Origin of the sequence: Methylomonas paludis (assembly GCF_018734325.1) — a bacterium.
GTDB lineage: Bacteria > Pseudomonadota > Gammaproteobacteria > Methylococcales > Methylomonadaceae > Methylomonas > Methylomonas paludis.
Genome location: NZ_CP073754.1, coordinates 2,578,017 through 2,598,869, shown reverse-complemented (window position 1 = coordinate 2,598,869; position 20,853 = coordinate 2,578,017). Strand labels below are relative to the sequence as shown.

Annotated in this window: 21 protein-coding genes; 8 read left to right on the top strand and 13 right to left on the bottom strand. The window is 50.3% G+C overall.

Annotated elements, in window-relative coordinates; all coding sequences use genetic code 11:
• The first annotated feature begins 4 nt into the window (after nt 1–4).
• The 8 genes from sufB to KEF85_RS11645 all read left to right on the top strand — a co-directional run bounded on the left by sufB (nt 5) and on the right by KEF85_RS11645 (nt 7,253).
• The gene (sufB, locus tag KEF85_RS11680; RefSeq protein ID WP_215580770.1) at nt 5–1,453 is read left to right on the top strand and encodes a Fe-S cluster assembly protein SufB; all 1,449 of its coding nucleotides are present in this window, start codon (nt 5–7) and stop codon (nt 1,451–1,453) included.
• Nucleotides 1,454–1,539: 86 nt separating this feature from the next.
• Nucleotides 1,540–2,289 (top strand): Fe-S cluster assembly ATPase SufC, encoded by a 750-nt coding sequence (gene sufC, locus KEF85_RS11675; protein WP_246534901.1) that lies wholly within the window; start codon nt 1,540–1,542, stop codon nt 2,287–2,289.
• Nucleotides 2,289–3,614 (top strand): Fe-S cluster assembly protein SufD, encoded by a 1,326-nt coding sequence (sufD, locus tag KEF85_RS11670; protein WP_215580768.1) that lies wholly within the window; start codon nt 2,289–2,291, stop codon nt 3,612–3,614. The genes sufC and sufD overlap by 1 nt, the downstream gene beginning before the upstream one ends.
• Before the next feature lie 4 nt (nt 3,615–3,618).
• Nucleotides 3,619–4,842, top strand: coding sequence for an aminotransferase class V-fold PLP-dependent enzyme (locus tag KEF85_RS11665; RefSeq protein ID WP_215580766.1), 1,224 nt, complete (start codon nt 3,619–3,621; stop codon nt 4,840–4,842).
• Entirely contained in the window at nt 4,842–5,294 is a 453-nt protein-coding gene (gene sufU, locus KEF85_RS11660; protein ID WP_215580764.1) for a Fe-S cluster assembly sulfur transfer protein SufU, read from the top strand. The genes KEF85_RS11665 and sufU overlap by 1 nt, the downstream gene beginning before the upstream one ends.
• 15 nt (nt 5,295–5,309) lie before the next feature.
• Nucleotides 5,310–6,071 carry a class I SAM-dependent methyltransferase gene (locus tag KEF85_RS11655; RefSeq protein ID WP_215580762.1) on the top strand — a complete coding sequence of 254 codons (762 nt, stop codon included), beginning with the start codon at nt 5,310–5,312 and terminating at the stop codon, nt 6,069–6,071.
• A 49-nt stretch (nt 6,072–6,120) separates the two neighbouring features.
• Nucleotides 6,121–6,435, top strand: a complete 315-nt coding sequence (locus KEF85_RS11650; RefSeq protein WP_215580760.1) for a non-heme iron oxygenase ferredoxin subunit — start codon at nt 6,121–6,123, stop codon at nt 6,433–6,435.
• A gap of 158 nt (nt 6,436–6,593) precedes the next feature.
• Nucleotides 6,594–7,253 (top strand): GDSL-type esterase/lipase family protein, encoded by a 660-nt coding sequence (locus tag KEF85_RS11645; protein ID WP_215580758.1) that lies wholly within the window; start codon nt 6,594–6,596, stop codon nt 7,251–7,253.
• A gap of 113 nt (nt 7,254–7,366) precedes the next feature.
• Here KEF85_RS11645 and KEF85_RS11640 read toward each other — a convergent pair whose 3' ends face one another.
• The 13 genes from KEF85_RS11640 to urtB all read right to left on the bottom strand — a co-directional run bounded on the left by KEF85_RS11640 (nt 7,367) and on the right by urtB (nt 20,812).
• On the bottom strand, nt 7,367–9,271 hold the full coding sequence (locus KEF85_RS11640; protein WP_215580756.1) for a hypothetical protein: 1,905 nt from the start codon (nt 9,269–9,271) through the stop codon (nt 7,367–7,369).
• An 86-nt stretch (nt 9,272–9,357) separates the two neighbouring features.
• On the bottom strand, nt 9,358–10,917 hold the full coding sequence (locus KEF85_RS11635) for an alginate export family protein (protein WP_215580754.1): 1,560 nt from the start codon (nt 10,915–10,917) through the stop codon (nt 9,358–9,360).
• Between the two features lie 381 nt (nt 10,918–11,298).
• Complete coding sequence (gene ureG, locus KEF85_RS11630; RefSeq protein ID WP_215580752.1) at nt 11,299–11,910, bottom strand: urease accessory protein UreG; 612 nt, start codon at nt 11,908–11,910, stop codon at nt 11,299–11,301.
• Nucleotides 11,911–11,920: 10 nt separating this feature from the next.
• Nucleotides 11,921–12,595: an urease accessory protein UreF gene (locus tag KEF85_RS11625; RefSeq protein ID WP_215580749.1), complete on the bottom strand. Its 675-nt coding sequence runs from the start codon at nt 12,593–12,595 to the stop codon at nt 11,921–11,923.
• Nucleotides 12,585–13,010, bottom strand: a complete 426-nt coding sequence (ureE, locus tag KEF85_RS11620) for an urease accessory protein UreE (protein WP_215580748.1) — start codon at nt 13,008–13,010, stop codon at nt 12,585–12,587. The genes KEF85_RS11625 and ureE overlap by 11 nt, the downstream gene beginning before the upstream one ends.
• Nucleotides 13,011–13,045: 35 nt before the next feature.
• Complete coding sequence (ureC, locus tag KEF85_RS11615; RefSeq protein ID WP_215580746.1) at nt 13,046–14,749, bottom strand: urease subunit alpha; 1,704 nt, start codon at nt 14,747–14,749, stop codon at nt 13,046–13,048.
• Nucleotides 14,742–15,062 carry an urease subunit beta gene (locus tag KEF85_RS11610; protein WP_215580744.1) on the bottom strand — a complete coding sequence of 107 codons (321 nt, stop codon included), beginning with the start codon at nt 15,060–15,062 and terminating at the stop codon, nt 14,742–14,744. The genes ureC and KEF85_RS11610 overlap by 8 nt, the downstream gene beginning before the upstream one ends.
• A gap of 9 nt (nt 15,063–15,071) precedes the next feature.
• Nucleotides 15,072–15,374 carry an urease subunit gamma gene (ureA, locus tag KEF85_RS11605; RefSeq protein ID WP_215580742.1) on the bottom strand — a complete coding sequence of 101 codons (303 nt, stop codon included), beginning with the start codon at nt 15,372–15,374 and terminating at the stop codon, nt 15,072–15,074.
• Between the two features lie 13 nt (nt 15,375–15,387).
• Nucleotides 15,388–16,242: an urease accessory protein UreD gene (locus KEF85_RS11600; RefSeq protein WP_215580740.1), complete on the bottom strand. Its 855-nt coding sequence runs from the start codon at nt 16,240–16,242 to the stop codon at nt 15,388–15,390.
• Nucleotides 16,243–16,317: 75 nt separating this feature from the next.
• Entirely contained in the window at nt 16,318–17,094 is a 777-nt protein-coding gene (locus tag KEF85_RS11595; RefSeq protein ID WP_215580738.1) for an ABC transporter ATP-binding protein, read from the bottom strand.
• Complete coding sequence (gene urtD, locus KEF85_RS11590; RefSeq protein ID WP_215580736.1) at nt 17,094–17,903, bottom strand: urea ABC transporter ATP-binding protein UrtD; 810 nt, start codon at nt 17,901–17,903, stop codon at nt 17,094–17,096. The genes KEF85_RS11595 and urtD overlap by 1 nt, the downstream gene beginning before the upstream one ends.
• Nucleotides 17,900–19,021: an urea ABC transporter permease subunit UrtC gene (gene urtC / locus KEF85_RS11585; protein WP_215580734.1), complete on the bottom strand. Its 1,122-nt coding sequence runs from the start codon at nt 19,019–19,021 to the stop codon at nt 17,900–17,902. The genes urtD and urtC overlap by 4 nt, the downstream gene beginning before the upstream one ends.
• A 3-nt stretch (nt 19,022–19,024) precedes the next feature.
• Nucleotides 19,025–20,812, bottom strand: coding sequence for an urea ABC transporter permease subunit UrtB (gene urtB / locus KEF85_RS11580; RefSeq protein ID WP_246534897.1), 1,788 nt, complete (start codon nt 20,810–20,812; stop codon nt 19,025–19,027).
• Nucleotides 20,813–20,853 lie beyond the last annotated feature (41 nt).

The window sequence follows — 20,853 nt, the reverse complement described above, 5'->3', positions numbered from 1 at the left end:
CAGTATGTCTAGCAGCGCACAAGAAATTGAAAATTTAATCACTCAGGACTACAAACCAGGTTTTTTTACCGACCTGGAGGTGGATACCTTTCCGCCCGGCTTAAACGAAGATGTGATTCGTCGCCTGTCTAAGGTCAAAAACGAGCCGGAATTTATGCTGGAATACCGGTTAAAAGCTTTTCGGCACTGGCAAACCATGCCCAGCCCAAACTGGGCGCAATTAAACATCGACCCCATCGATTACCAGGCTATTAGCTATTATTCCGCACCTAAATCCAAAAAAGCCGGGCCAAAATCCTTGGATGAAGTTGATCCTGAATTGCTGGATACCTATAAAAAATTGGGTATCCCGCTGGATGAGCAGGAACGTCTGGCAGGTATTGCAGTAGATGCCGTATTCGACAGTGTGTCGGTAGCCACAACCTTTAAAGGTAAACTCAAGGAAGCCGGGGTGATTTTTTGCCCTATCTCCGAAGCGCTGCAAGAGCATCCTGCTCTGGTGCAGCAATATCTGGGTACCGTAGTCCCGCCCGGCGACAACTTTTTTGCCGCGCTGAATGCCGCCGTGTTTACCGATGGCTCTTTTGTGTATATTCCCAAAGGCGTACGCTGTCCGATGGAGTTATCCACATATTTCCGCATCAACGCCGCTAACACCGGCCAGTTTGAACGTACCTTGATCATCGCCGATGCCGATTCGCATGTTTCCTATCTGGAAGGTTGCACCGCGCCTATGCGTGACGAAAACCAGTTACATGCCGCCGTAGTGGAACTGGTGGCGCTGGACAACGCCACCATTAAATATTCCACCGTGCAAAACTGGTATCCCGGTGATAAAAACGGCGTAGGCGGCATCTATAATTTTGTTACCAAACGCGCCGAATGTCGGGGCCGTAATGCCAAAGTTTCCTGGACTCAGGTCGAAACCGGCTCGGCCATTACCTGGAAATATCCCAGCTGCGTATTATTGGGCGATGATTCGGTTGGTGAATTTTATTCCGTGGCGCTGACCAATAATCTGCAACAGGCCGATACCGGCACCAAAATGATACATATTGGCAAAAATACCCGCAGCACAATTGTTTCCAAAGGTATTTCTGCCGGCAAAGCGCAAAACACTTATCGTGGATTGGTGAAAATAGCCAAGTCTGCAGAAAATGCTCGTAACCATACTCAATGCGACTCCTTACTGGTGGGTGATCGCTGCGGAGCTCATACTTTTCCCTATGTCGAAGTCAAGCAACCCAGCGCCCAGGTGGAACACGAAGCTACCACCAGTAAAATCAGTGAAGATCAATTGTTCTTCTGTCAGCAGCGCGGTCTGTCCGCGGAAGATGCGGTGTCCATGATTGTTAACGGCTTCTGCAAGGCGGTATTCAAGGAGTTACCGATGGAATTCGCTGTGGAAGCCCAGGCTTTATTGGGTATTAGTCTGGAAGGGTCAGTCGGCTAGTCAGGCAGCATAGCTCTGATGTGCGCTGTGTCGCACATCCGTAAGGAACTCTATTTGTTTATCTCTAGTTTATTTAAGGTATCTTGATGCTTAGTATCAAAAATTTACATGTCAGCGTCGGCGACAAACCCATACTGCAAGGCTTAAATCTGGAAATCAATCCCGGTGAAGTCCATGCCATCATGGGTCCCAATGGTGCCGGTAAAAGTACCTTGTCGCATGTATTGTCCGGCAAGGCTGGTTATACCGTTACTGCCGGCAGTGTCAGTTATTTTGGCGCAGACTTGCTGGCACTAGCGCCGGAAATCCGCGCCCGGCTCGGCGTGTTTCTGGCATTTCAATATCCGGTGGAAATTCCCGGCGTTAGCAACGTCTACCTGCTGAAAGCCGCTCTGAACGCCATGCGTAAGCATCAGGGCTTGCCGGAAGTGGATGCCATGGATTTTTTGACGCTGGTCAAAACCAAATTAAAACTGTTGGAAATGGACGAAAAATTTCTGTACCGGGCAGTCAATGAAGGTTTTTCCGGCGGCGAGAAGAAACGCAATGAAATATTGCAGGCTGCCATTCTGGAGCCTAAATTGTGTATTCTTGATGAAACAGACTCCGGCCTGGATATCGACGCACTGCGTATTGTTGCCGAAGGCGTCAACTCTTTGCGTTCCACTGAACGCTCGTTTTTAATGATAACCCATTACCAACGACTGCTCGACTATATCGTGCCCGATGTGGTGCATGTCCTAGCCGCGGGTCGCATCGTCAAATCCGGCGGCCCTGAACTGGCACTGGAGTTGGAAGAAAAAGGCTACAGTTGGCTGGAAGGGCAGGCGGCATAATGATTACCCAACCCGCACATCAAACGTATTTAACTGCTTATCCGCAATATGCAGCGGATTTGGCAGATGAAACCGGCCTGTGGCTGCAGGCTTTCCGTCAGTCCGCCTGGCAAGAATTCAGCAGTCACGGCTTTCCCACTATCCGTGAAGAAGAATGGCGCTACACCAATCTGGCCGCGCTCAATAAAACCCTGTATCAGCCTGTGGCCGCCCAACTGCTGGCGGAAACCAGCCTGACGGCGTATCGGCTGGCTGATGCCTGGAGTGTAGTACTGGTCAATGGCCGTCTGGTCCAGTCTTTATCTCGTCTGGACGGCTTACCGGATGGGGTTAGCCTGCAAAGCATCGCGCTAGCCCTGCAAAACCCAAACGCTGACCTGCAAAATCTGTTGGGCAAGGCTGCCCTTACCAGCGAACACAGCATGATTGCTTTCAATGCTGCCTGGTTCACTGATGGCGTATGGCTGGATGTTGCGCCCGGCACGGTGCTGAATAAAACCATTCAGATTATCCATATCGTCACTGATGTCAATGCACTGGCGGCCACGCGCAATGTCCTGCATGTGCACAGTGGTGCTCAACTGGAAGTACTGGAAACCTATGTCGGCAGTAGTGAGACGTATTTAACCACGGCTGTTAATGAATGCTTTCTGGAGGCCGATGCCGAATTGACTTTGTATAAACTGCAAGCCGAAGCCGCTAAAGCCACCCATTTTGGCGGCACCTATGTCAAGCAGGCTAGAGACAGCCGGTTTACCCAGCATAATTTTGCTTTGGGGGCCGGGCTGGCGCGCAGCGATATTCACAGTGATCTGGATTTTGCCGCCGAATGCCGCTTAAACGGTTTAACCGTGGCCAGTCAGCGTCAACATATAGACAATCATACCCGCATCAACCATAACCAGCCGCAAGGAATAAGCCGCGAATATTACAAAGCGGTACTCGATCAGCGCGCCCGTGGCGTATTTCAGGGTCGGGTGGTGGTAGCCGAACAAGCACAAAAAACCGACTCGGAAATGAATAACCGCAATTTATTGCTGTCTGCCGATGCCGAAGTGGATAGCAAGCCGCAACTGGAAATATACGCCGACGATGTGAAATGTTCACACGGACTGACAGTAGGCCAGCTAGATGAAAAGTCGGTGTTTTACCTGCAATCCAGAGGTATAGACCATCTCAGCGCTCGGCATATCTTAACCTTTGCCTTTGCCAATGAAATGTTGGACAAAGTGGATAATCCCAGCTTGAAAGCCCAGTTATTTCAGGTCTTGTTGACGCATTTCCCGGCGATAAGTGCCGATATCAGCCTAGCACTGGATCTATAAAATCATGACTAGTTTCCCCATAGCCCAAATTCGCGCGGATTTCCCGATACTTGCCCAGAAAATCCGCAACAAACCTCTGGTATATCTGGACAATGCTGCCAGCTGTCAAAAACCCCAGGCCATGATAGACAGTATCGTGCATGTCTATAGTCATGAATACGCCAATATCCATCGTGGGGTTCATACCCTAAGTGTCAAAGCGACTGAGCGCTTTGAACAGGCTCGCGAAACCGTGCGTGGCTTTATTAACGCCGCCAGCCATAAAGAAATTATTTTTGTCCGCGGCGCCACCGAAGCTATTAATCTGATTGCCCAAAGCTTTGGCCGGCCCAGTTTTCAGCCCGGCGATGAAATTCTGATCAGTGCCATGGAGCACCACGCCAATATTGTGCCCTGGCAAATGCTTTGCCGGCAGACCGGCGCAGTCTTAAAAGTGGCACCCATCAGCTACAGCGGTGAATTAATTTATTCGGAATTTGAACAATTGCTGAACGCCAAAACCAAACTGGTGGCAATTACGCACATGTCCAATGCCCTGGGTAGTATTAACCCGGTAGAAAAAATCATTGCTGCCGCCCATGCCAAAAACATCCCGGTATTGCTGGATGGTGCCCAAGCCATCCCACATATGCCGGTGGATGTGCAGGCGCTGGATTGTGATTTTTATGTGTTTTCCGGCCACAAACTATATGGCCCCAGCGGTGTGGGTGTCCTTTACGGAAAGCAGGCGCTGCTGGAAGCCATGCCGCCTTATCAAGGGGGCGGTGACATGATCCGCAAAGTCAGCTTTGCCGAAACCGAATACGCCGGTTTGCCGCATAAATTCGAGGCGGGTACCCCGGCAATAGCCGAAGTCATTGGCCTGGGAGCAGCCATTAACTATATCCAGCAGATCGGTATGGCGGAGATCAGTGCTTACGAAGCCGAGTTGCTGGCGTACGCCACTGCTCAGGCCGAACAAATCAAAGGCTTGCAGATCATCGGTCAGGCGGCGGACAAAGGTGGCATACTTTCTTTTACCTTGGATAGAATTCATCCCCATGATATAGGTACTATGCTGGACAGTTTGGGTATTGCCATACGCGCCGGGCACCATTGCGCCATGCCGGTCATGGATTTTTATGGTATACCGGCCACTGCACGCGCCTCGTTTGCCATGTACAATACCCCCCAGGAAATTGATGTACTTATGCAAGGCATCAAATCATTAATAGAGGTATTTGGCTAATGTTTGACGATTTACGTGATCTTTATCAAGAAGTGATTTTTGATCATAACCGCAATCCCCGTAACTTTCGCATCATCCCGGATGCCGATCGTCAGGTGGAAGGCTTTAACCCCTTATGCGGCGACCGCTTGACCCTGTATTTAAAAGTTGCCGATCACACCATCAGTGACGCCAGTTTTCAGGGTGTTGGCTGCGCTATTTCCACGGCCTCAGTATCACTGATGACCGAAATTATTAAAGGTAAAACCGAAGCCGAAGCCGAAGCCCTGTTTACCCTGTTCCATGAAATTACCACCGGTAAATCTGAACAGCTGAATCTGGAAGCGCTGGGTAAACTGGCGGTACTGGCCGGGGTGCGTGAATATCCCGCGCGGGTCAAGTGCGCCACTCTGGCTTGGCATACCCTGGATGCAGCCTTAAAAAATCAGCACAACTCAATCTCCACCGAATAAGCAGGGCAGCCGGGAATGCAGCTTGACTCTTGGGCGGTATTTTGCAACGATGCCCTTCAGCTGAATGCCAGCCGCCAACTGGCTGAACAACTGGTCGTGCCGCTGCTGGATGAGGAAAGCGTAGTCTTGGCCCCGCAGGCGTTTTTTTTGAGTTATCGGCAAGGCTGCCTGATGTTGCTGGATCGCCAGACCTTGCGCAAAGGCGGATTGGCGGTTGATATCGAGCCGCGCCCCGGTGAGCAGCACTCTTACCCGGCGCCCAAAAAAGATCTACTGGCTCAAGCCATAGGCAGAAAAACCCGCAGTGTCATAGACGCCACTACCGGCTGGGCGCAGGATAGCCTGGCCATATTCCGGATGGGTTATGAGCTGCAATGCATAGAGCGCTCACCGTTGATGGCCGCTTTGATTAGCGATGGGTTCCAACGTTTGGCACAGAAAGACTGGATGTTAAACCGGCAATTGCAGCCGCCCCGCTTAATAAGTGGAAATGCTATCCAATTACTGGCAGATTTGGCAGTGGCCCCGGATTGTATATATCTTGATCCCATGTTTCCGGCCAAGCCCAAAAAATCGGCATTGCCCAAAAAAGCCATGTTGATATTGCGCGATATTCTTGGTGACGACCTGGATCGTGCCGAATTATTTGCCGCCGCCTGGCAGGCCAGCGCCAAACGCGTAGTGGTAAAAAGCCCGGATTACGCAGAACCCATCGCCGGTAAACCCGCCGAAACTCATCAGGGTAAATTGCTGCGTTACGATGTTTACATCAAATAACAGCCAGGTATCGTGTGCCTGGCTTATCTAAGCATAAAGAGGTAGCGGTATGACAGACTGGATAGATGTTATAGACCAAACGGCGCTGGCAGAAGGCGAACATATACTCACCGAGGTGGATGGTGAGGAAGTGGCGGTTTTTAAAATTGCCGGCAAATGCTACGCTATTGTCAATACCTGCAGCCACGATGGCGGCGAAATCGCCAGCGGTGATATTATTGGTAACGAAATCGTTTGCCCACGTCACGCCGCCCGGTTTTGTTTAAAAACTGGAGCGGTAAAATCACCGCCGGCTTATGAAAATATTCAAAATTATGCCGTGCGCATCAACAATGGCCGGCTGGAAATCAAGCAACCCGAATAAAAGCGCTCACCCATGGCAAGCCAACCCCGGCTGTGGATATCTGTTACGCTGCCAATTTTTCTACTATTGCCTAGCTTTAAGTGATGCTATTTAAATTCAGATTGAAGATACTGCTGATAATTACGGCATTGCTGGTCAGTTTATCCGGTATAGTGATTATGAAATATCAGATTTTTTCCTACCAACAATTCAGCATTTTCAAACACCGCCTGATCACAAAATTGTTAGGTCGCGATCAAGATTTGATTGATTACCCACATTGGCAAAGCCGAACCCAATTATTCAAAACCATGCAAGCCGCTGCCGACATGGCCATGATAGGCGATTCAATCACCGAAGCCGGCCAGTGGTCGGAATTATTGGCCAACCAACACATACTTAATTTCGGCATCAGTGGCGATACCAGTTACGGAGTCAGCCAGCGTCTGGACAGCATCATTGCCAGCCATCCCCGCCAGGCGTTTATTATGTTAGGCATCAACGATATAATCCGCGGCAGACCATTAGCCAAAATTTGTGCCGATTACACAAATATCCTGCAAGCCTTACAACAGCAAAATGTCCCGGTAACCATACAATCCACTTTATATGTTGCCGCAAGCTTCCCTAACAATCTGGCCATAAATCAGCAAGTTACCCAACTAAATCAATTTTTATGGGATTATGCCCAGCAGCACGATTTAATTTTTATCAATTTAAATCAGTATCTTGCGCCACAAGGCGTATTAAGTCCGCAGCTCAGCGATGACGGCCTGCATTTGAATAGCCCAGCTTATAAGCTATGGCAACAAGCCTTGATTGCGGCATTGCCACACTAATAAGATTGGGCGGACTCAAGTGGGCCAAACCGATACATCAGCCTAAAAGCCTGAATGAAACGGCATTAGCCTATAGCATAAGCTATTAGTTATCGGCCTTGGCTGAAAGCTGCTCAGGCATGTTGTTCCAATGGTTTGGCGCGGAATATCACCCGCCAATCGAATAATTCCTGGCTCATCAATTCTATGGTTAACTGGGCCTGCCGGGCCAGTTCTGCTACTGTCAAGTTGTGACTAGTATTCAGGTTGGTCGCCACTTCTTGTAAATAATCGGCCATACTAGCAGAGCGGTGAGCGATTCTGGAAAACTCGCCCTGACTGAGAATGCCGGCAATAGCCGCACCCAGTGCCGGTAAAGTTGCCGAAAAAATGCTTAAAACAATATCGGTGTTATCATTTTCACCACCGGATTCCAACAGGAAATGGCCGATGCAGATTAGTAAAATTGCATAAATTAAGCCCCTATTCAGCAGATGCAGGCTATGGGCGATTTTTTTATTGTATTTGGCGTTGTTACGATGATATTCGGCCTGATTGTTTATCAACGCCAGTAAAAAATCATGATATCGCTGCCGGTTGGTGGTGTTTAAATTAATTCCAGGGATGCCTTCGGCGCGAATAATGCTGCGTATCAGCCAATCTATCCAGCGCAGGCCATCGTCATTATGATTATGAAACACCGGCAACTGCCATTTGCTGATACCACCTATGGGTGCCAAAAAAGCATGTTGGCGCAGACATTCCGCCAAAAGCCGGAAATCAAGCCAGCGCTGATGCAAAGCCTCATAACGACCGCGTATTATCAGAAAACTGATAGTCAGCATCAGTCCAAATTCTACCAGTGCCGAAAGATGTGGGTCGGCAACACTATTCTTGAATGGAGCGCCAAACATTGCTGCCAATACCGCAAATACTCCCAAGCCAAAACTCAGCACAAAACTGCCCCGGTATTGCTCAGCATAATAGCAGGCCAGACTGTCGGCATGCACAAAATGTAGTCCGGTACTTGGTGCAATGGGTAAAGCCGGTTTGCTGACCGGCGGCTGGGTGTCGCTGTGTTCCGGATCACCGGCATGAATAATTTTTTCCCATTCCTTTAAGGTATCCAGTCGGTATGCATTACCAAATAGGTGGCGCAGGCTGCGTTTGCCAAGTAAATTGAACAGGCTTCGGTAAATTAAACTTAGCGGATTGCGACTAGGCTCAGGGTGATTAAAATAAATATGGCGGGATTGCTGTTTACGCCGATAATGTTGTTGCCAACGTCGACGCAAATCAAACTTGCCAATGGTCGATTCGCCTGTTTTGGTCGTGCCATCGTTAAGCAATTGACCGGCTAACAAGCAACGTATCGAGTCTGGCTGTTCATCTTGCCAATCTGAGGATTTAGTTTGTGGATCAAGAATTTTGATCTGATGCGGTGCAGCAGCGTTGATCCAGATCAGCGGTTTTTGCAGATGCCTAGCCGCAGCCACCATACCGGCGGTACCGGGAGAATGCCGGTTTTCAATGCCATTCCAGATCGTTACTACCACATCCGCATGATAAACCAGCAACTGTCCGGCACTGCGATACGCCTGGTCAGCATGAGTTCGTTCACCATCAAGTTCAAGGATTCGTTCCGCCTGAGCTAATAGTTTGCTGAATTCGGTAGCCGATTCCGCTGTCTTGAAGTTCGTAGCATAAAGCTCTCGGTCAAACGGCAGCGGACAATGTAAATCATAACCCTGCTGCAAAGCAGCTGATGCTGCCAGCCGGTCTGCGCCTTCAGCCAAAGCCGACAGCAGCCGGGGTGCTAAAACCTCATCTTCGGCATAGAGATGTTTAGTGGCTGGCTCCGCTGCCAGATGCTGATAATCATGATTTAGTTGACTTAACACCTTGGCAATCTGGTTTTGCAGCACCTCATAATCAGCGTCCAGCAAATTATCAGGTCTGTGACCGGTGATACCAATTTGCAGACAAAGCAAGGGTTTGGCTGGATGCGGCGGATTGGCACGTGGCATAAATGTTGGCATTGTCAGATTAGGTAATTAACCCTTATCCTAGCCTCTGGTATTCGTAATTTCAAGTAAACCACTTGGATTTACCTTAGTTATTGATATTAAAATCTCAACTGGCTTTGCACAAAGAAGTAATCAGTGTCCTGGCCTGGTACGGTATTGGCACCATTGACTGTAGCAGCGCCCTGTTTGGCGAATTGACCTTTAAACAAACGAAACCACCCCGCTTCAAAATTCAAACTGCTGTTAAAGTTATAACGACTGCTAATACCGATTTGATCACCCACAAAACTGCCGCTGTGTTTAGTGGGGTTTAGCACCAGATTGGTGGCGGAAGTACAGGCTGATCCACCCCAACAATCACTGGCCGAGGCTAACCAGACTAAACGCTGCTGCAGTGTCACCTGCAGATCCGGGCGCGGGGCAAAATTGAATTTATAACCCGGTGAGTTGATATTACTGCGTTGAAAAGCGGTATAGGCACCGGTTGAGCCAAAATCCAGATCGCTGGCGGCATAAAGATAATCGAAGCGGGAATCGGTGCTACTGGTGGCGCCAGGGTTTTTGCTGCCGCTGGCATAATCATATTCCAGCATGAATCTTGGCGACCAAGGCATATCGAAACTATATCCGGCTTCAATATGCTCAGACCAGGCCTGATGCTGCTGATCGCGGCTGGAGGTGGTGTTATATCTGACCGTACCGAACTGGCCCATCCCTTCTGCCTGAAAGTCAAACTGGCCTTTACTCGGTTTAATATAAAAGCGCAGGCCAGGGGTAAAATAGCGGCGTTTGCGGGTGAGGTTGTTGAAGCTGTCGGCTTCATCGAGATTATAGAGAAACACTTCGCCATTAATACCGCTGATCAGTTTGTAGCCTTCCAGAATGCCGCCGGAAAACCAGGTGCGAGTTGCTTCTTGATCAAATTGCTGAGTGTCGTTAAGGATTGCTTTGGCCGTAGTGGGAAAACGGACTACCGGCAGGGTGGCAAAGCCATTGAATTGCCATTTATTATTATTGAGTAATCTTATCCGCACACCGGTAAAGCTATTCACCGTATTGCGAAAAACCGGTCTGGCCACCAATCGGCGACTACCCAGATCCATGGTTTGCCGACCAACTCTCACTTCTGCACCAAAATCGCTGGAAAAGGCCGATTTGTCTGCCCAAGACGCGTAGGCCTGGATAAAATCGGCCGTATCTGCCATTGTGTTATTAACCCCGGAACCGATGTTTTTGCCTAGGCCTATATCGGAGCCCAATGCCCTGGAATCCATAAGCTCACCGGCAAACCGAAATGAATCGACTCGGGCTTGTAGCCAGAGATCAGTTTGCAGCGCTATTTGTTGATCACCACCACGGGTATTGGCTTTAAAGGCACCATCTAAAACTTCATAGCGGGTGCGCTGCTCAAGGCCCAGACTAAGCCAATCCGGTAAACCTAAACTATTTTGTAAATTCCAGACGGGTTTTTCATAGCGGTTGCCCAGCAAAGCGTCATCCATTTGCGAATTAAACGCATTCATAGGCGCGCGACTGTAGCTTTGCGCGGTTTCTGCGGCTAGAGTGGTGTTACTGCTCAGGCATAAACTGCCGAGCAGCATTATGACGAGCGTGTGGCTGAAAACAGCCATTTTGGGATATGATTTTATGTTTGCCATTGTCAACTTCCTGTCATTGCTGATGTCCTGGTAAAACGCACGGTCTTTATAGCGTTTACGGTTTGGCCGATCAATCAGTTCCACTAAAACCACCAATGATAAATGGCTTAATTTAGTCGAGTCAAACTATTATGCCGGCATCTTACCGAGCAAAAAGGTTAGTTTGCCAAGCAGGCAATCTCCTAAGCTGCTAACACTCTAGCTTTGTCATAGAATTGTAGTATTTTCTGAATTGACCGAATAAACCATGTCTATGCGCTGAAAAAATCAGGGCAAGGTATAGATTTTTGGGATGAGGGTATCTGAAAATTTGTCGAATCCACAAATTTGATTAATGTGTGGATTCGAGGGGGTATTCCAGGTTTTGATGGTCGCACCTGCCTAATTCAACATCCCGGCTTTGACAATAAATTCAGTAATCAAGTTAAGGCCATGACCGGCTTTGATGTTGGTAAACACAAATGGTCGTTCACCACGCATTTTTTTGGCATCGCGGTCCATCACTTCCAGCGAAGCGCCAACATAAGGGGCCAAATCGATTTTATTGATGACTAACAGGTCGGAGCGGGTGATGCCGGGGCCGCCTTTACGGGGAATTTTGTCACCGGCAGAAACATCTATCACATAAATGGTCAGATCGGCCAGTTCCGGGCTATAGGTGGCGCTGAGATTGTCACCGCCGCTTTCCAGCAGAATAAAATCCAGCTCCGGCCAGCGCTGTATCAGTTCATCTACCGCAGCCAGATTCATCGAGGCATCTTCACGGATCGCCGTATGCGGACAACCACCAGTTTCAACGCCCAAAATTCGCTCTTCCGGCAGCGCCTGACTACGAATCAAAAATTGCTGATCTTCGCGGGTGTAAATGTCATTTGTGACCACGCCTATTTCATACTGGTCACGCATACTTTTACACAAAGCATCAACCAATGCAGTTTTACCAGAGCCTACCGGCCCACCGATACCTACTCTCAATACTTGTTTGTCAGTCATGATAATTCTCTCAGGAACGGAATAAACGGGAATATTGCATTTCGTGGCGGCTGCTGGCTAAAGCCAGTCCAAATACACTGCCGCCAATTTCATCATCGCTCAGGCCCAGTGCGGTTTCCACATGGTCAGGTAATTCACCGGCCAATTGCTGTAATAATTGCTGACCGGTCACCTGACCAAACGGTATCAGTTTCACCAGACATAACACCTGATTCTCCAGCCAGCCCCACAGATACCCGGTGATGGCGGTTTTTTTATCTATTTGCCAGCGTACTGCAGCCAGACTGAATAAAGTAGCCAATGTGGCGTCCGGGTGGCGTAACCACAGTCTGGCTTCGTCAATCTCCAGTTTATCCAATAGTCTGGCCAGCGCCTGACCGGTATGTCGGTCTTCACTACGCAATTCCTGGGTTTCCCGGCAAACGCTCAGGTATAAACTCCAATGTGCCACCGCCGCCTGATCGCCATTCAGCCAGGCATCGTAAAGCCGTCCCAGAATCGGCGCATCCACTTGGCTGAGGCCCCTTGCCAATATGGCCTGTAGCCAGGCTGCCGCCGTTTGTGGATCACTGACCCAATTATCGCTGATAGCACTCTCCAGCCCTTGCGAATAACTGTACATACCTATCGGCAAGCCGGGGCTGACCAACTGCAACAGACGCAACAGCGCCAGATCAGTGAGCATGATAAGCGCCGGACTCCGGTTCAAAAGCCAGGGTTAGATGATGGACGGTCAAACCCAGGCCAATCAGCATTTGATCCAGCACATGATCAGCCAGATAACGTAATTCATTAGGCAGAATTTGTAAGGCAATATGTCTGTTCCCCAAGTGATAACAGGCGCGGGCAAATAGCAAGGGTTCCTGACAATACACCACAGACAGCTCTTCCGCTGCAGCTTCCACCCTTACCTTAAAGCCCTGGCTGCCGGTCAGCACCAAGCCGTTACGTAGAGTTTGGCCGCGTGGCAGGAACAACCCAACAGTGACGCCGCCATTGGTCACGGCAGGTTGGCGGGATTTTTGGCGGGCTTCGAAAGGCAGAGTGAGTACATCATCCACCGTGTCGTCAGTTTGAGTAAATTCGGTTAATTTCAACATAATATTCCGTTTAAATAGTCGCGTAGGGCGCAAATTCAAAATAAAAAATAGCGTTGAGCAAACGGTAATATTTCAGCGGGTTCGCAGCTCAACAACTCGCCATCCGCACGCACCTGATAGCTTTGCGGATCAACCTCTATTAGGGGTTGATACTGATTGTGGTGTAAATCCTGTTTGCCGATGTTACGGGTATTGCTTACCACGCCTACTTGCTTTTGCAAACCCAGCTTGCCGGCCACATCACCTGCCACTGCAGCCTGAGGTAAAAAAATCATCGAGTTAGCGGCCGCTGTACGGCCAAAGCTGCCGAACATGGCTCGGTAATGTACCGGTTGCGGCGTGGGAATGGAGGCATTGATGTCTCCCATCGGCGCCACTGCAATCAAGCCGCCTTTCAGAATCAGACTGGGTTTCACCGCAAAAAAAGCCGGTTGCCATAATACCAGATCGGCCAGTTTGCCGATTTCCACAGAGCCCACTTCGTGAGAGATACCGTGGCTGATAGCCGGATTAATGGTGTATTTGGCAATATAGCGTTTAATGCGGAAGTTATCGTGGCGGCTGGGGTCGCTGCCCAGACTGCCGCGTTGCACTTTCATTTTATGCGCAGTTTGCCAACTGCGGATAATCACTTCACCGACTCGGCCCATTGCCTGGGAATCCGAAGAAATCATCGAAAACGCGCCCAGGTCGTGCAAGATGTCTTCAGCGGCTATGGTTTCCCTGCGGATTCGCGATTCGGCAAACGCCACGTCTTCGGGAATCCCGGCATCCAAATGATGGCAGACCATCAGCATATCCAGATGTTCATCCACGGTATTGATCGTATAAGGCCGGGTTGGATTAGTGGAAGAGGGCAGCACATTGGCCAGACCACAGGCCTTGATGATGTCAGGAGCGTGGCCGCCGCCGGCGCCTTCGGTATGATAAGTATGAATGGTACGGCCTTTGAAGGCGGCGAAAGTATCTTCGACAAAACCGGATTCGTTCAGCGTGTCAGTGTGGATAGCTACTTGCACATCATAGCGTTCGGCCACATCCAGACAACAATCAATGGCCGCCGGGGTAGTACCCCAGTCTTCATGCAGTTTCAGGCCCATGGCTCCGGCGGCAATCTGTTCCTCCAATGCTCCCGGCAGGCTGGCGTTACCCTTGCCCAGCAGGCCAAAATTCATCGGCATTCCATCCAAGGCCCGCAGCATCTGCTGGATATGCCAGGGACCGGGAGTACAGGTCGTGGCGTTGGTGCCGGTGGCCGGCCCGGTACCGCCGCCTATCATGGTGGTTACCCCGGAAGCCAGCGCCTCATCAATTTGCTGCGGGCAGATGAAATGAATATGCGCGTCTATGCCGCCGGCGGTGAGAATCTGGCCTTCGCCGGCGATCACTTCCGTGCCGGGGCCGATAATAATATCGACACCCGCTTGTACATCAGGATTACCGGCTTTGCCGATAGCGGCGATCCGGCCATGCTTTATGCCGACATCGGCTTTGACGATACCCCAGTAATCCACGATTAGGGCGTTGGTAATCACCAAATCCACTGCATCTGCAGTGCCTAGCTGGCTTTGACCCATACCGTCACGGATGACTTTGCCGCCGCCGAACTTCACTTCGTCGCCGTAAATGGTGTAATCCGCTTCCACTTCCAGGATTAATTCGCTGTCGGCCAATCTGACCCGGTCGCCGGTAGTCGGGCCAAACATGTCGGCATAGGCCTGCCGGCTGATTTTACTCATGTTCCGCCTCCAGCGCGCCCATTACCTGCTGTCGGAATCCGTAAACCTGTCTGGTCCCGGCATAAGCCACCAGTTCCACTTCGCGCAGTTGGCCTGGCTCGAAGCGCACCGCCGTACCGGCCGGAATGTCCAGCCGGAAGCCCCGGCTCAGTTCGCGGTCGAATTGCAAAGCCGGATTGGTTTCATAAAAATGATAATGCGAACCCACCTGGATAGGCCGGTCGCCGCTATTGCCAACCAGCAGCCGAATACTACTGCGACCTGCGTTTAGTTCGATATCGCCACTGGCGGGAAAAATCTCTCCGGGTATCATCTGCGGCTCCTAAACAATGGGATCATGTACGGTCACCAATTTGGTACCGTCTGGAAAAGTGGCTTCCACCTGCACATCACTGAGCATTTCCGCCACTCCGCTCATCACATCTTCACGGCTAAGCAGAGTGCGACCATAAGCCATTAATTCTGAGACACTCTGACCATCCCGGGCACCTTCCATGATAGCAGCGGAAATATAGGCCACAGCTTCCGGGTAATTCAGCTTTACGCCACGGGCTTTGCGGCGCTCTGCCAGCAGGGCGGCAGTAAACAATAATAATTTATCTTTTTCACGCGGGGTCAGTTGCATGTCATTCTCACTATCAGGTAGCCCAAATCCGCGGTGCGCAGGCAGGCTGATGGACTATATCCGGTCTGATTAACATCCAGATTTGTTGAAATAAATCGCGCAGCCGGTCGGCACGCTGATCGATGGCCCGACAGATCAGCATATCGCCAATCAGGGTTACCCCGGCAGTGGGCAACTCGGCCAGCAAATTTTGCATAGTGCTCAATTGTAGCGGGGTACAAGGGCAGGCAAACAGACTGCCGCAAGCCGAGTGTCCCTGTAAGCCCCAGTTAGCCCGATAGGCAGCGCCATCCAGTCGGATGTTTTCCAGATAAAACAGCCGGCCGGCCCGTTCGATGCGCCAGTTTTGCCGTACCAGTCCTTCGGCAAAGCCTTCCCCGGCAGCTGGCCGACCTAAAGCCAGCACTTCCCAGCCGATAAAGCCGGCCTGATTCGCCAGTTGCAAGTGCAGATTGCTGTTTAATTGCGCCCCCTGATAAATAATGTTTTCCTGAGGCAGCCATTCTAGCGTTGCGTGGCTGGCCACGGTTAGCTGTATATTTTGACAGGCCGTACCGCCGTTACTACGATAAAATTTACCGGCTGCGGGAGTGGTAATCAAGGCTTGAGCGCCGGAATCAACCCCGGCGCTGATGCTGAGCTGATCTCCGGCCACTACACCGCCGGGCGGGTGCAGCAAATAAATATGGCATATCCCGCCTTCTGGATAAAACGCTCTTTGTACCGTCAAAGGGCCACGATGGCGTTTTTTGCTTAACACAGTTTTGGCGCTTGAACGGCTAAAGCCCAGTTCCAGTTCGGCTTCCCAGTTTGTCGAAGCAGGACTAGGGTGGCTGATGCCAAGGCTGTCTGGAAATTCAACTCGCACGGGTTTATTTTATCCTTGGCTGTCTAACAGCGCTTTATCAGTTGCACAGGCGGTTTAGGTTTAACCATTAACTGCTTACACTGTCAAATAACGTTTTATCATGGTTTCATCCAGTTCGGTCATCAAGCCATCGGCCACCAACCGGCCTCTGTCCATGATACAAAACCGATCCGCCACTTTGCGGGCAAATGCCAGTTTTTGTTCTACCAGTAATACCGTTACCCCCAACTCACGCTGGATGCGCACGATAGCCTGATGGATTTCGCCTATATCTTCCGGGGCAGGCCGCGGCAAGTCAATACCCCTGGCCTTATTCAACCGGATGATCACATCGCCGATTTCACTGACGATATTGGGTTGTATACCTTCGGTGGGTTCATCCAGAATCAGCAACCCCGGGTTCAATACCAGCGCTCGGCCTATCGCCAGTTGTTGTTGCTGACCACCGGACAAATCGCCACCGCGCCGCTTTAACATCTGTTTCAGCACCGGAAAAATTTCAAAAATCGAATCAGGTATGGTTTTGATGCCGCGTTTACCAGCGGCGCGCAGACCGGTTTTCAGATTTTCCTCCACACTCAGCAGTGGAAAAATTTCCCGGCCCTGCGGCACATAACCTATGCCCAGTTCAGCACGGGTTTCCGGTTTGGCCCGGCTCAAGTCAACTCCGTCATAGATAATGGCACCGTCCTGTACCGGAATCAAACCCATGATGGCTTTTAACAAAGTGGTTTTGCCTACTCCATTACGTCCCATCAGACACAGACAGTCCCCGGTGTTTAACTGCAAATCCAAATCCCATAAAGTATGGCTGGCCCCATAATATTGCTGTAATGCCGATAGCTTGAGCATTATTCCCCCAAATAAACTTGAATGACCCGTGGATCGTTTTGCACTTCATCCATAGTACCTTCTGTCAATACCGAACCTTCATGCAAAACCGTGACTTTTTGGGCAATACTGCGGACAAATTCCATATCATGTTCAACCACAATAATGGAATGTTTACCTTGTAGAGACAGTAATAACTCGGCGGTGCGTTCCACTTCCTGATGGGTCATGCCGGCAATCGGTTCATCCACCAGCATGACTTTGGGTTCTTGCATCAGCAGCATGCCGATTTCCAGCCATTGTTTCTGGCCGTGCGATAAAATTCCGGCCGGATGTTTGCTCAGGCTGGTCAGCTTGATAGTATCCAGCACGTTATGGATGCGCTCATTTTGTTCGGCATTGCGTCGGTAAAATAAGGTAGGCCAGGTGCGTTTGTCCGCATGCATGGCCAGTTCCAGGTTTTCAAATACCGTTAGTGCGTCAAATACACTGGGTTTTTGAAACTTCCGGCAGATACCGGTGGCGGCAATAGCGGGTTCGTCCAGTTCCAGCAGATTGATGGTTTGGCCAAAATAGACTGAGCCGCTGTCAGGTTTGGTTTTGCCGGTAATCACATCCATCAGTGTAGTTTTGCCGGCCCCATTCGGGCCTATCATGCAGCGTAGTTCGCCGCTGTCTATATACAAAGACAAATGGTTAAGCGCCTTAAAGCCGTCAAAACTGACGTTGACATCTTCCAGATACAATATTGGGCCGTGACGACTGTCTATTTCACCGGCCAATAAAGGCTGGCTGGCGCCGGATTCTTGAATGGTGGTATTGGCTATCATGGCTTAGGCACTCCTGAAACGGGTAGCGGTTGAGTAGATGACCATAATTTATTGCGTACCAGACCCAGCACCCCGTCCGGCAGCAAAAGCGTGACCAGTACAAATACCGCCCCCAGGCTAAATAACCAGATTTCCGGTAACAGCCCGGTTAACACAGTTTTGGCATAATTGACCAGAATCGCACCTATTATTGGCCCATATAAAGTGCCACGGCCACCGATGGCCACCCAGATCACAATTTCCAGAGAGTTAAGCGGCGAAAATTCGCTGGGGTTGATAATCCCAACCTGCGGCACATATAAAGCGCCGGCCAAACCGGCCAGCATGGCCGAAAAAACAAAGATCCATAGTTTGAACAATTCCACCCGGTAGCCGAGAAAGCGTACTCTGGATTCCTGGTCACGGATGGCGGTGACCACCCGGCCCAGTTTGCTATTGACTATCCAACGGCTGATCAGCAGTGCCCCCAACAGACTTAAGCCGGTGATTAGTAACAACAGAGCGCGTACTGCTTCGGATTGCAGATTAAACCCCAACAATTCCTTGAAATCCGTCAAACCGTTATTGCCGCCAAACCCCATTTCATTGCGAAAAAAAGCCAGCAGCAGGGCATAAGTCAGCGCCTGGGTAATAATGGACAAATACACCCCGGTTACCCTGGAGCGAAAGGCCAGCCAGCCGAATACCAGCGCCAGGAAACCAGGTGCCAGAAACACCATTAATAACGTGTAGGGAAAATGCTCAAATCCCAGCCAGTACCAGGGTAATTCCTGCCAATTTAAAAACACCATAAAATCCGGTAACAGCGGATTACCGTAAACGCCCCGGCTGCCGATTTGCCGCATCAGATACATGCCCATGGCATAACCACCCAGTGCGAAAAACGCGCCTTGACCCAGCACCAGAATCCCGGCATAACCCCACACCAGATCCAGAGATAGCGCCAGCAGGGCAAAACTCAGATATTTACCGATTAGCGAAACAATGTAAGCAGAAAAGTGCAGGGCAGAATCGCTGTCGGTCAGTAAATTGCCTAGTGGTATCAGCATAGTGACTGCCAACAACACGCCCACAGTTAGGGTATATGGTTTATCAATAGCTTGCTTATATTGGGACATGGTTTAATTCTCCGCAGCCCGGCCTTTTTGCGGAAATAATCCGCGCGGGCGTTTTTGAATGAACAGAATGATGAACACCAGCACCAGAATTTTGGCCAATACTGCACCGGCATAAGGCTCCAGGACTTTATTGGCAATACCCAGGGTAAAGCCGGCCACCAGCGTGCCGAACAAATTACCGACACCACCAAACACCACCACCATAAATGAATCAACAATATAGGCTTGACCCAGATTAGGGCCGACATTGGTGATCTGGCTGAGTGCTACTCCAGCCACCCCGGCGATGCCCGAGCCCAGGCCAAAGGTCATAGCGTCGACTCGTGCGGTGGGAATGCCCATCGCCTTGGCCATTTTCCGGTTCTGTGCCACTGCCCGCACTTCCAGACCCAGCTTGGTCCGTTTAAGGATTTGCAACAATGCAGTGAATACCAGCAGGCAAAAGATCAGGATATACAGGCGGTTCCAGGTTAGTGACAGAAAATCATTGATTTGCCAGGAGCCGCTCATCCAGGTCGGACTGGTGACACTGCGATTCAGCGGCGAGAAAATGGAACGCACCAATTGCTGTAAAAACAGACTAACGCCAAATGTGGCCAGTAAGGTTTCCAATGGCCGACCATACAGAAAGCGAATAATGCCGCGCTCAATAGCCACCCCGACCAGACCGGCGACCAGAAAGGCTGCCGGAATGGACAGTATCAACGCTACCCCAGGCTGGTTCGGCAGGATTTTTTGCATAACATAAGTGGTGTATGCACCCAGCATCATCAATTCGCCGTGGGCCATATTGATGATGCCCATTACCCCAAACGTAATGGCCAAACCGATTGCAGAGAGTACCAGCACTGCCCCCAGGCTCAGACCAAAAAATACGGTTTCCACTGCCGCGTAGGCCATGATCCGCGTCTTGATTTTACTGAGGGCGGCATCCGCCAAATCGCGGATTTCGTTGTCAGGTTCCAGAAAATGACCTTCCGCATCCTTATCGGTCAACGTTTCCAGCCGGTTCAGCACTGCCTGGCTGTTCAGGGTTTTTACAGTATTAACAGCTGCCAGACGCTGGCTGCGGTCTTGACTATCCAACTGTTTTAGAACCAGTATTTCCTGAATGGCCAGCTGGATATCGGTATCGGTTTCACCGTTAAGATGTTCACTAAGCAGAACCAAGGCTTTGTCATCCACATCCTTGCCCAGCGCCTGCACCGCCGTCAGGCGTATTGCCGGATCGGTTTCATTGAGCTGTAATTGAGCGATGGCTTTACGCAGACTGCTGCGTAGTTTATTGGTCAGATTCAGCTTACCGACAGCGCTACGTTCCACCTCGCTCAGCTCGATGCCACTTACGACGTCTTTGAGTAAATAACCATTAGTACTTTCCTGAACAGTCACCAGTTTACTTTCGGATTTTAATTCAAACAGCTTGCCTTCCTGTAAGGCTTGTAAAATATTCAGGCTGCGTTTGTCGGTGGCTAGCCAGTCGATGGCCTGTTCACGTTCTGCCATTCCACCTTGCTGGAGTTTATGCAATGCAGTGTCAAACTCATCCGGGGTTTGAGCATGGCTGATTTGGCAGACTAATATCAGTAGGCAACCCGTTAATTTGGTAATAATAGTTGTCAGATGTGACCAGTTTTGCTGACCGAACAGCTGAAAAATCGATTGAAAAACGCCGAAAGGCTTCAGTCCGGTCAGGCTGGACACTAAAAAAAGAGGAATTAATTGTGGTGCGGCAGTCAGCTGGCTGCCTTGCGGCGTTTTTAAATCGATTCTGTAATCCGGGGAATACATAATACTTGCTCCTGGTTTGCGAAGCGCCATGACTTCCTGAC

What these genes read in the sequence shown, in the direction of transcription:
- sufB (WP_215580770.1), top strand. Translation starts at nt 5, where the DNA reads ATGTCTAGCAGCGCACAAGAAATTGAAAATTTAATCACTCAGGACTAC.
- sufC (WP_246534901.1), top strand. Translation starts at nt 1,540, where the DNA reads ATGCTTAGTATCAAAAATTTACATGTCAGCGTCGGCGACAAACCCATA.
- sufD (WP_215580768.1), top strand. Translation starts at nt 2,289, where the DNA reads ATGATTACCCAACCCGCACATCAAACGTATTTAACTGCTTATCCGCAA.
- KEF85_RS11665 (WP_215580766.1), top strand. Translation starts at nt 3,619, where the DNA reads ATGACTAGTTTCCCCATAGCCCAAATTCGCGCGGATTTCCCGATACTT.
- sufU (WP_215580764.1), top strand. Translation starts at nt 4,842, where the DNA reads ATGTTTGACGATTTACGTGATCTTTATCAAGAAGTGATTTTTGATCAT.
- KEF85_RS11655 (WP_215580762.1), top strand. Translation starts at nt 5,310, where the DNA reads ATGCAGCTTGACTCTTGGGCGGTATTTTGCAACGATGCCCTTCAGCTG.
- KEF85_RS11650 (WP_215580760.1), top strand. Translation starts at nt 6,121, where the DNA reads ATGACAGACTGGATAGATGTTATAGACCAAACGGCGCTGGCAGAAGGC.
- KEF85_RS11645 (WP_215580758.1), top strand. Translation starts at nt 6,594, where the DNA reads ATGAAATATCAGATTTTTTCCTACCAACAATTCAGCATTTTCAAACAC.
- KEF85_RS11640 (WP_215580756.1), bottom strand. Translation starts at nt 9,271, where the DNA reads ATGCCAACATTTATGCCACGTGCCAATCCGCCGCATCCAGCCAAACCC.
- KEF85_RS11635 (WP_215580754.1), bottom strand. Translation starts at nt 10,917, where the DNA reads ATGGCAAACATAAAATCATATCCCAAAATGGCTGTTTTCAGCCACACG.
- ureG (WP_215580752.1), bottom strand. Translation starts at nt 11,910, where the DNA reads ATGACTGACAAACAAGTATTGAGAGTAGGTATCGGTGGGCCGGTAGGC.
- KEF85_RS11625 (WP_215580749.1), bottom strand. Translation starts at nt 12,595, where the DNA reads ATGCTCACTGATCTGGCGCTGTTGCGTCTGTTGCAGTTGGTCAGCCCC.
- ureE (WP_215580748.1), bottom strand. Translation starts at nt 13,010, where the DNA reads ATGTTGAAATTAACCGAATTTACTCAAACTGACGACACGGTGGATGAT.
- ureC (WP_215580746.1), bottom strand. Translation starts at nt 14,749, where the DNA reads ATGAGTAAAATCAGCCGGCAGGCCTATGCCGACATGTTTGGCCCGACT.
- KEF85_RS11610 (WP_215580744.1), bottom strand. Translation starts at nt 15,062, where the DNA reads ATGATACCCGGAGAGATTTTTCCCGCCAGTGGCGATATCGAACTAAAC.
- ureA (WP_215580742.1), bottom strand. Translation starts at nt 15,374, where the DNA reads ATGCAACTGACCCCGCGTGAAAAAGATAAATTATTATTGTTTACTGCC.
- KEF85_RS11595 (WP_215580738.1), bottom strand. Translation starts at nt 17,094, where the DNA reads ATGCTCAAGCTATCGGCATTACAGCAATATTATGGGGCCAGCCATACT.
- urtD (WP_215580736.1), bottom strand. Translation starts at nt 17,903, where the DNA reads ATGATAGCCAATACCACCATTCAAGAATCCGGCGCCAGCCAGCCTTTA.
- urtC (WP_215580734.1), bottom strand. Translation starts at nt 19,021, where the DNA reads ATGTCCCAATATAAGCAAGCTATTGATAAACCATATACCCTAACTGTG.
- urtB (WP_246534897.1), bottom strand. Translation starts at nt 20,812, where the DNA reads ATGTATTCCCCGGATTACAGAATCGATTTAAAAACGCCGCAAGGCAGC.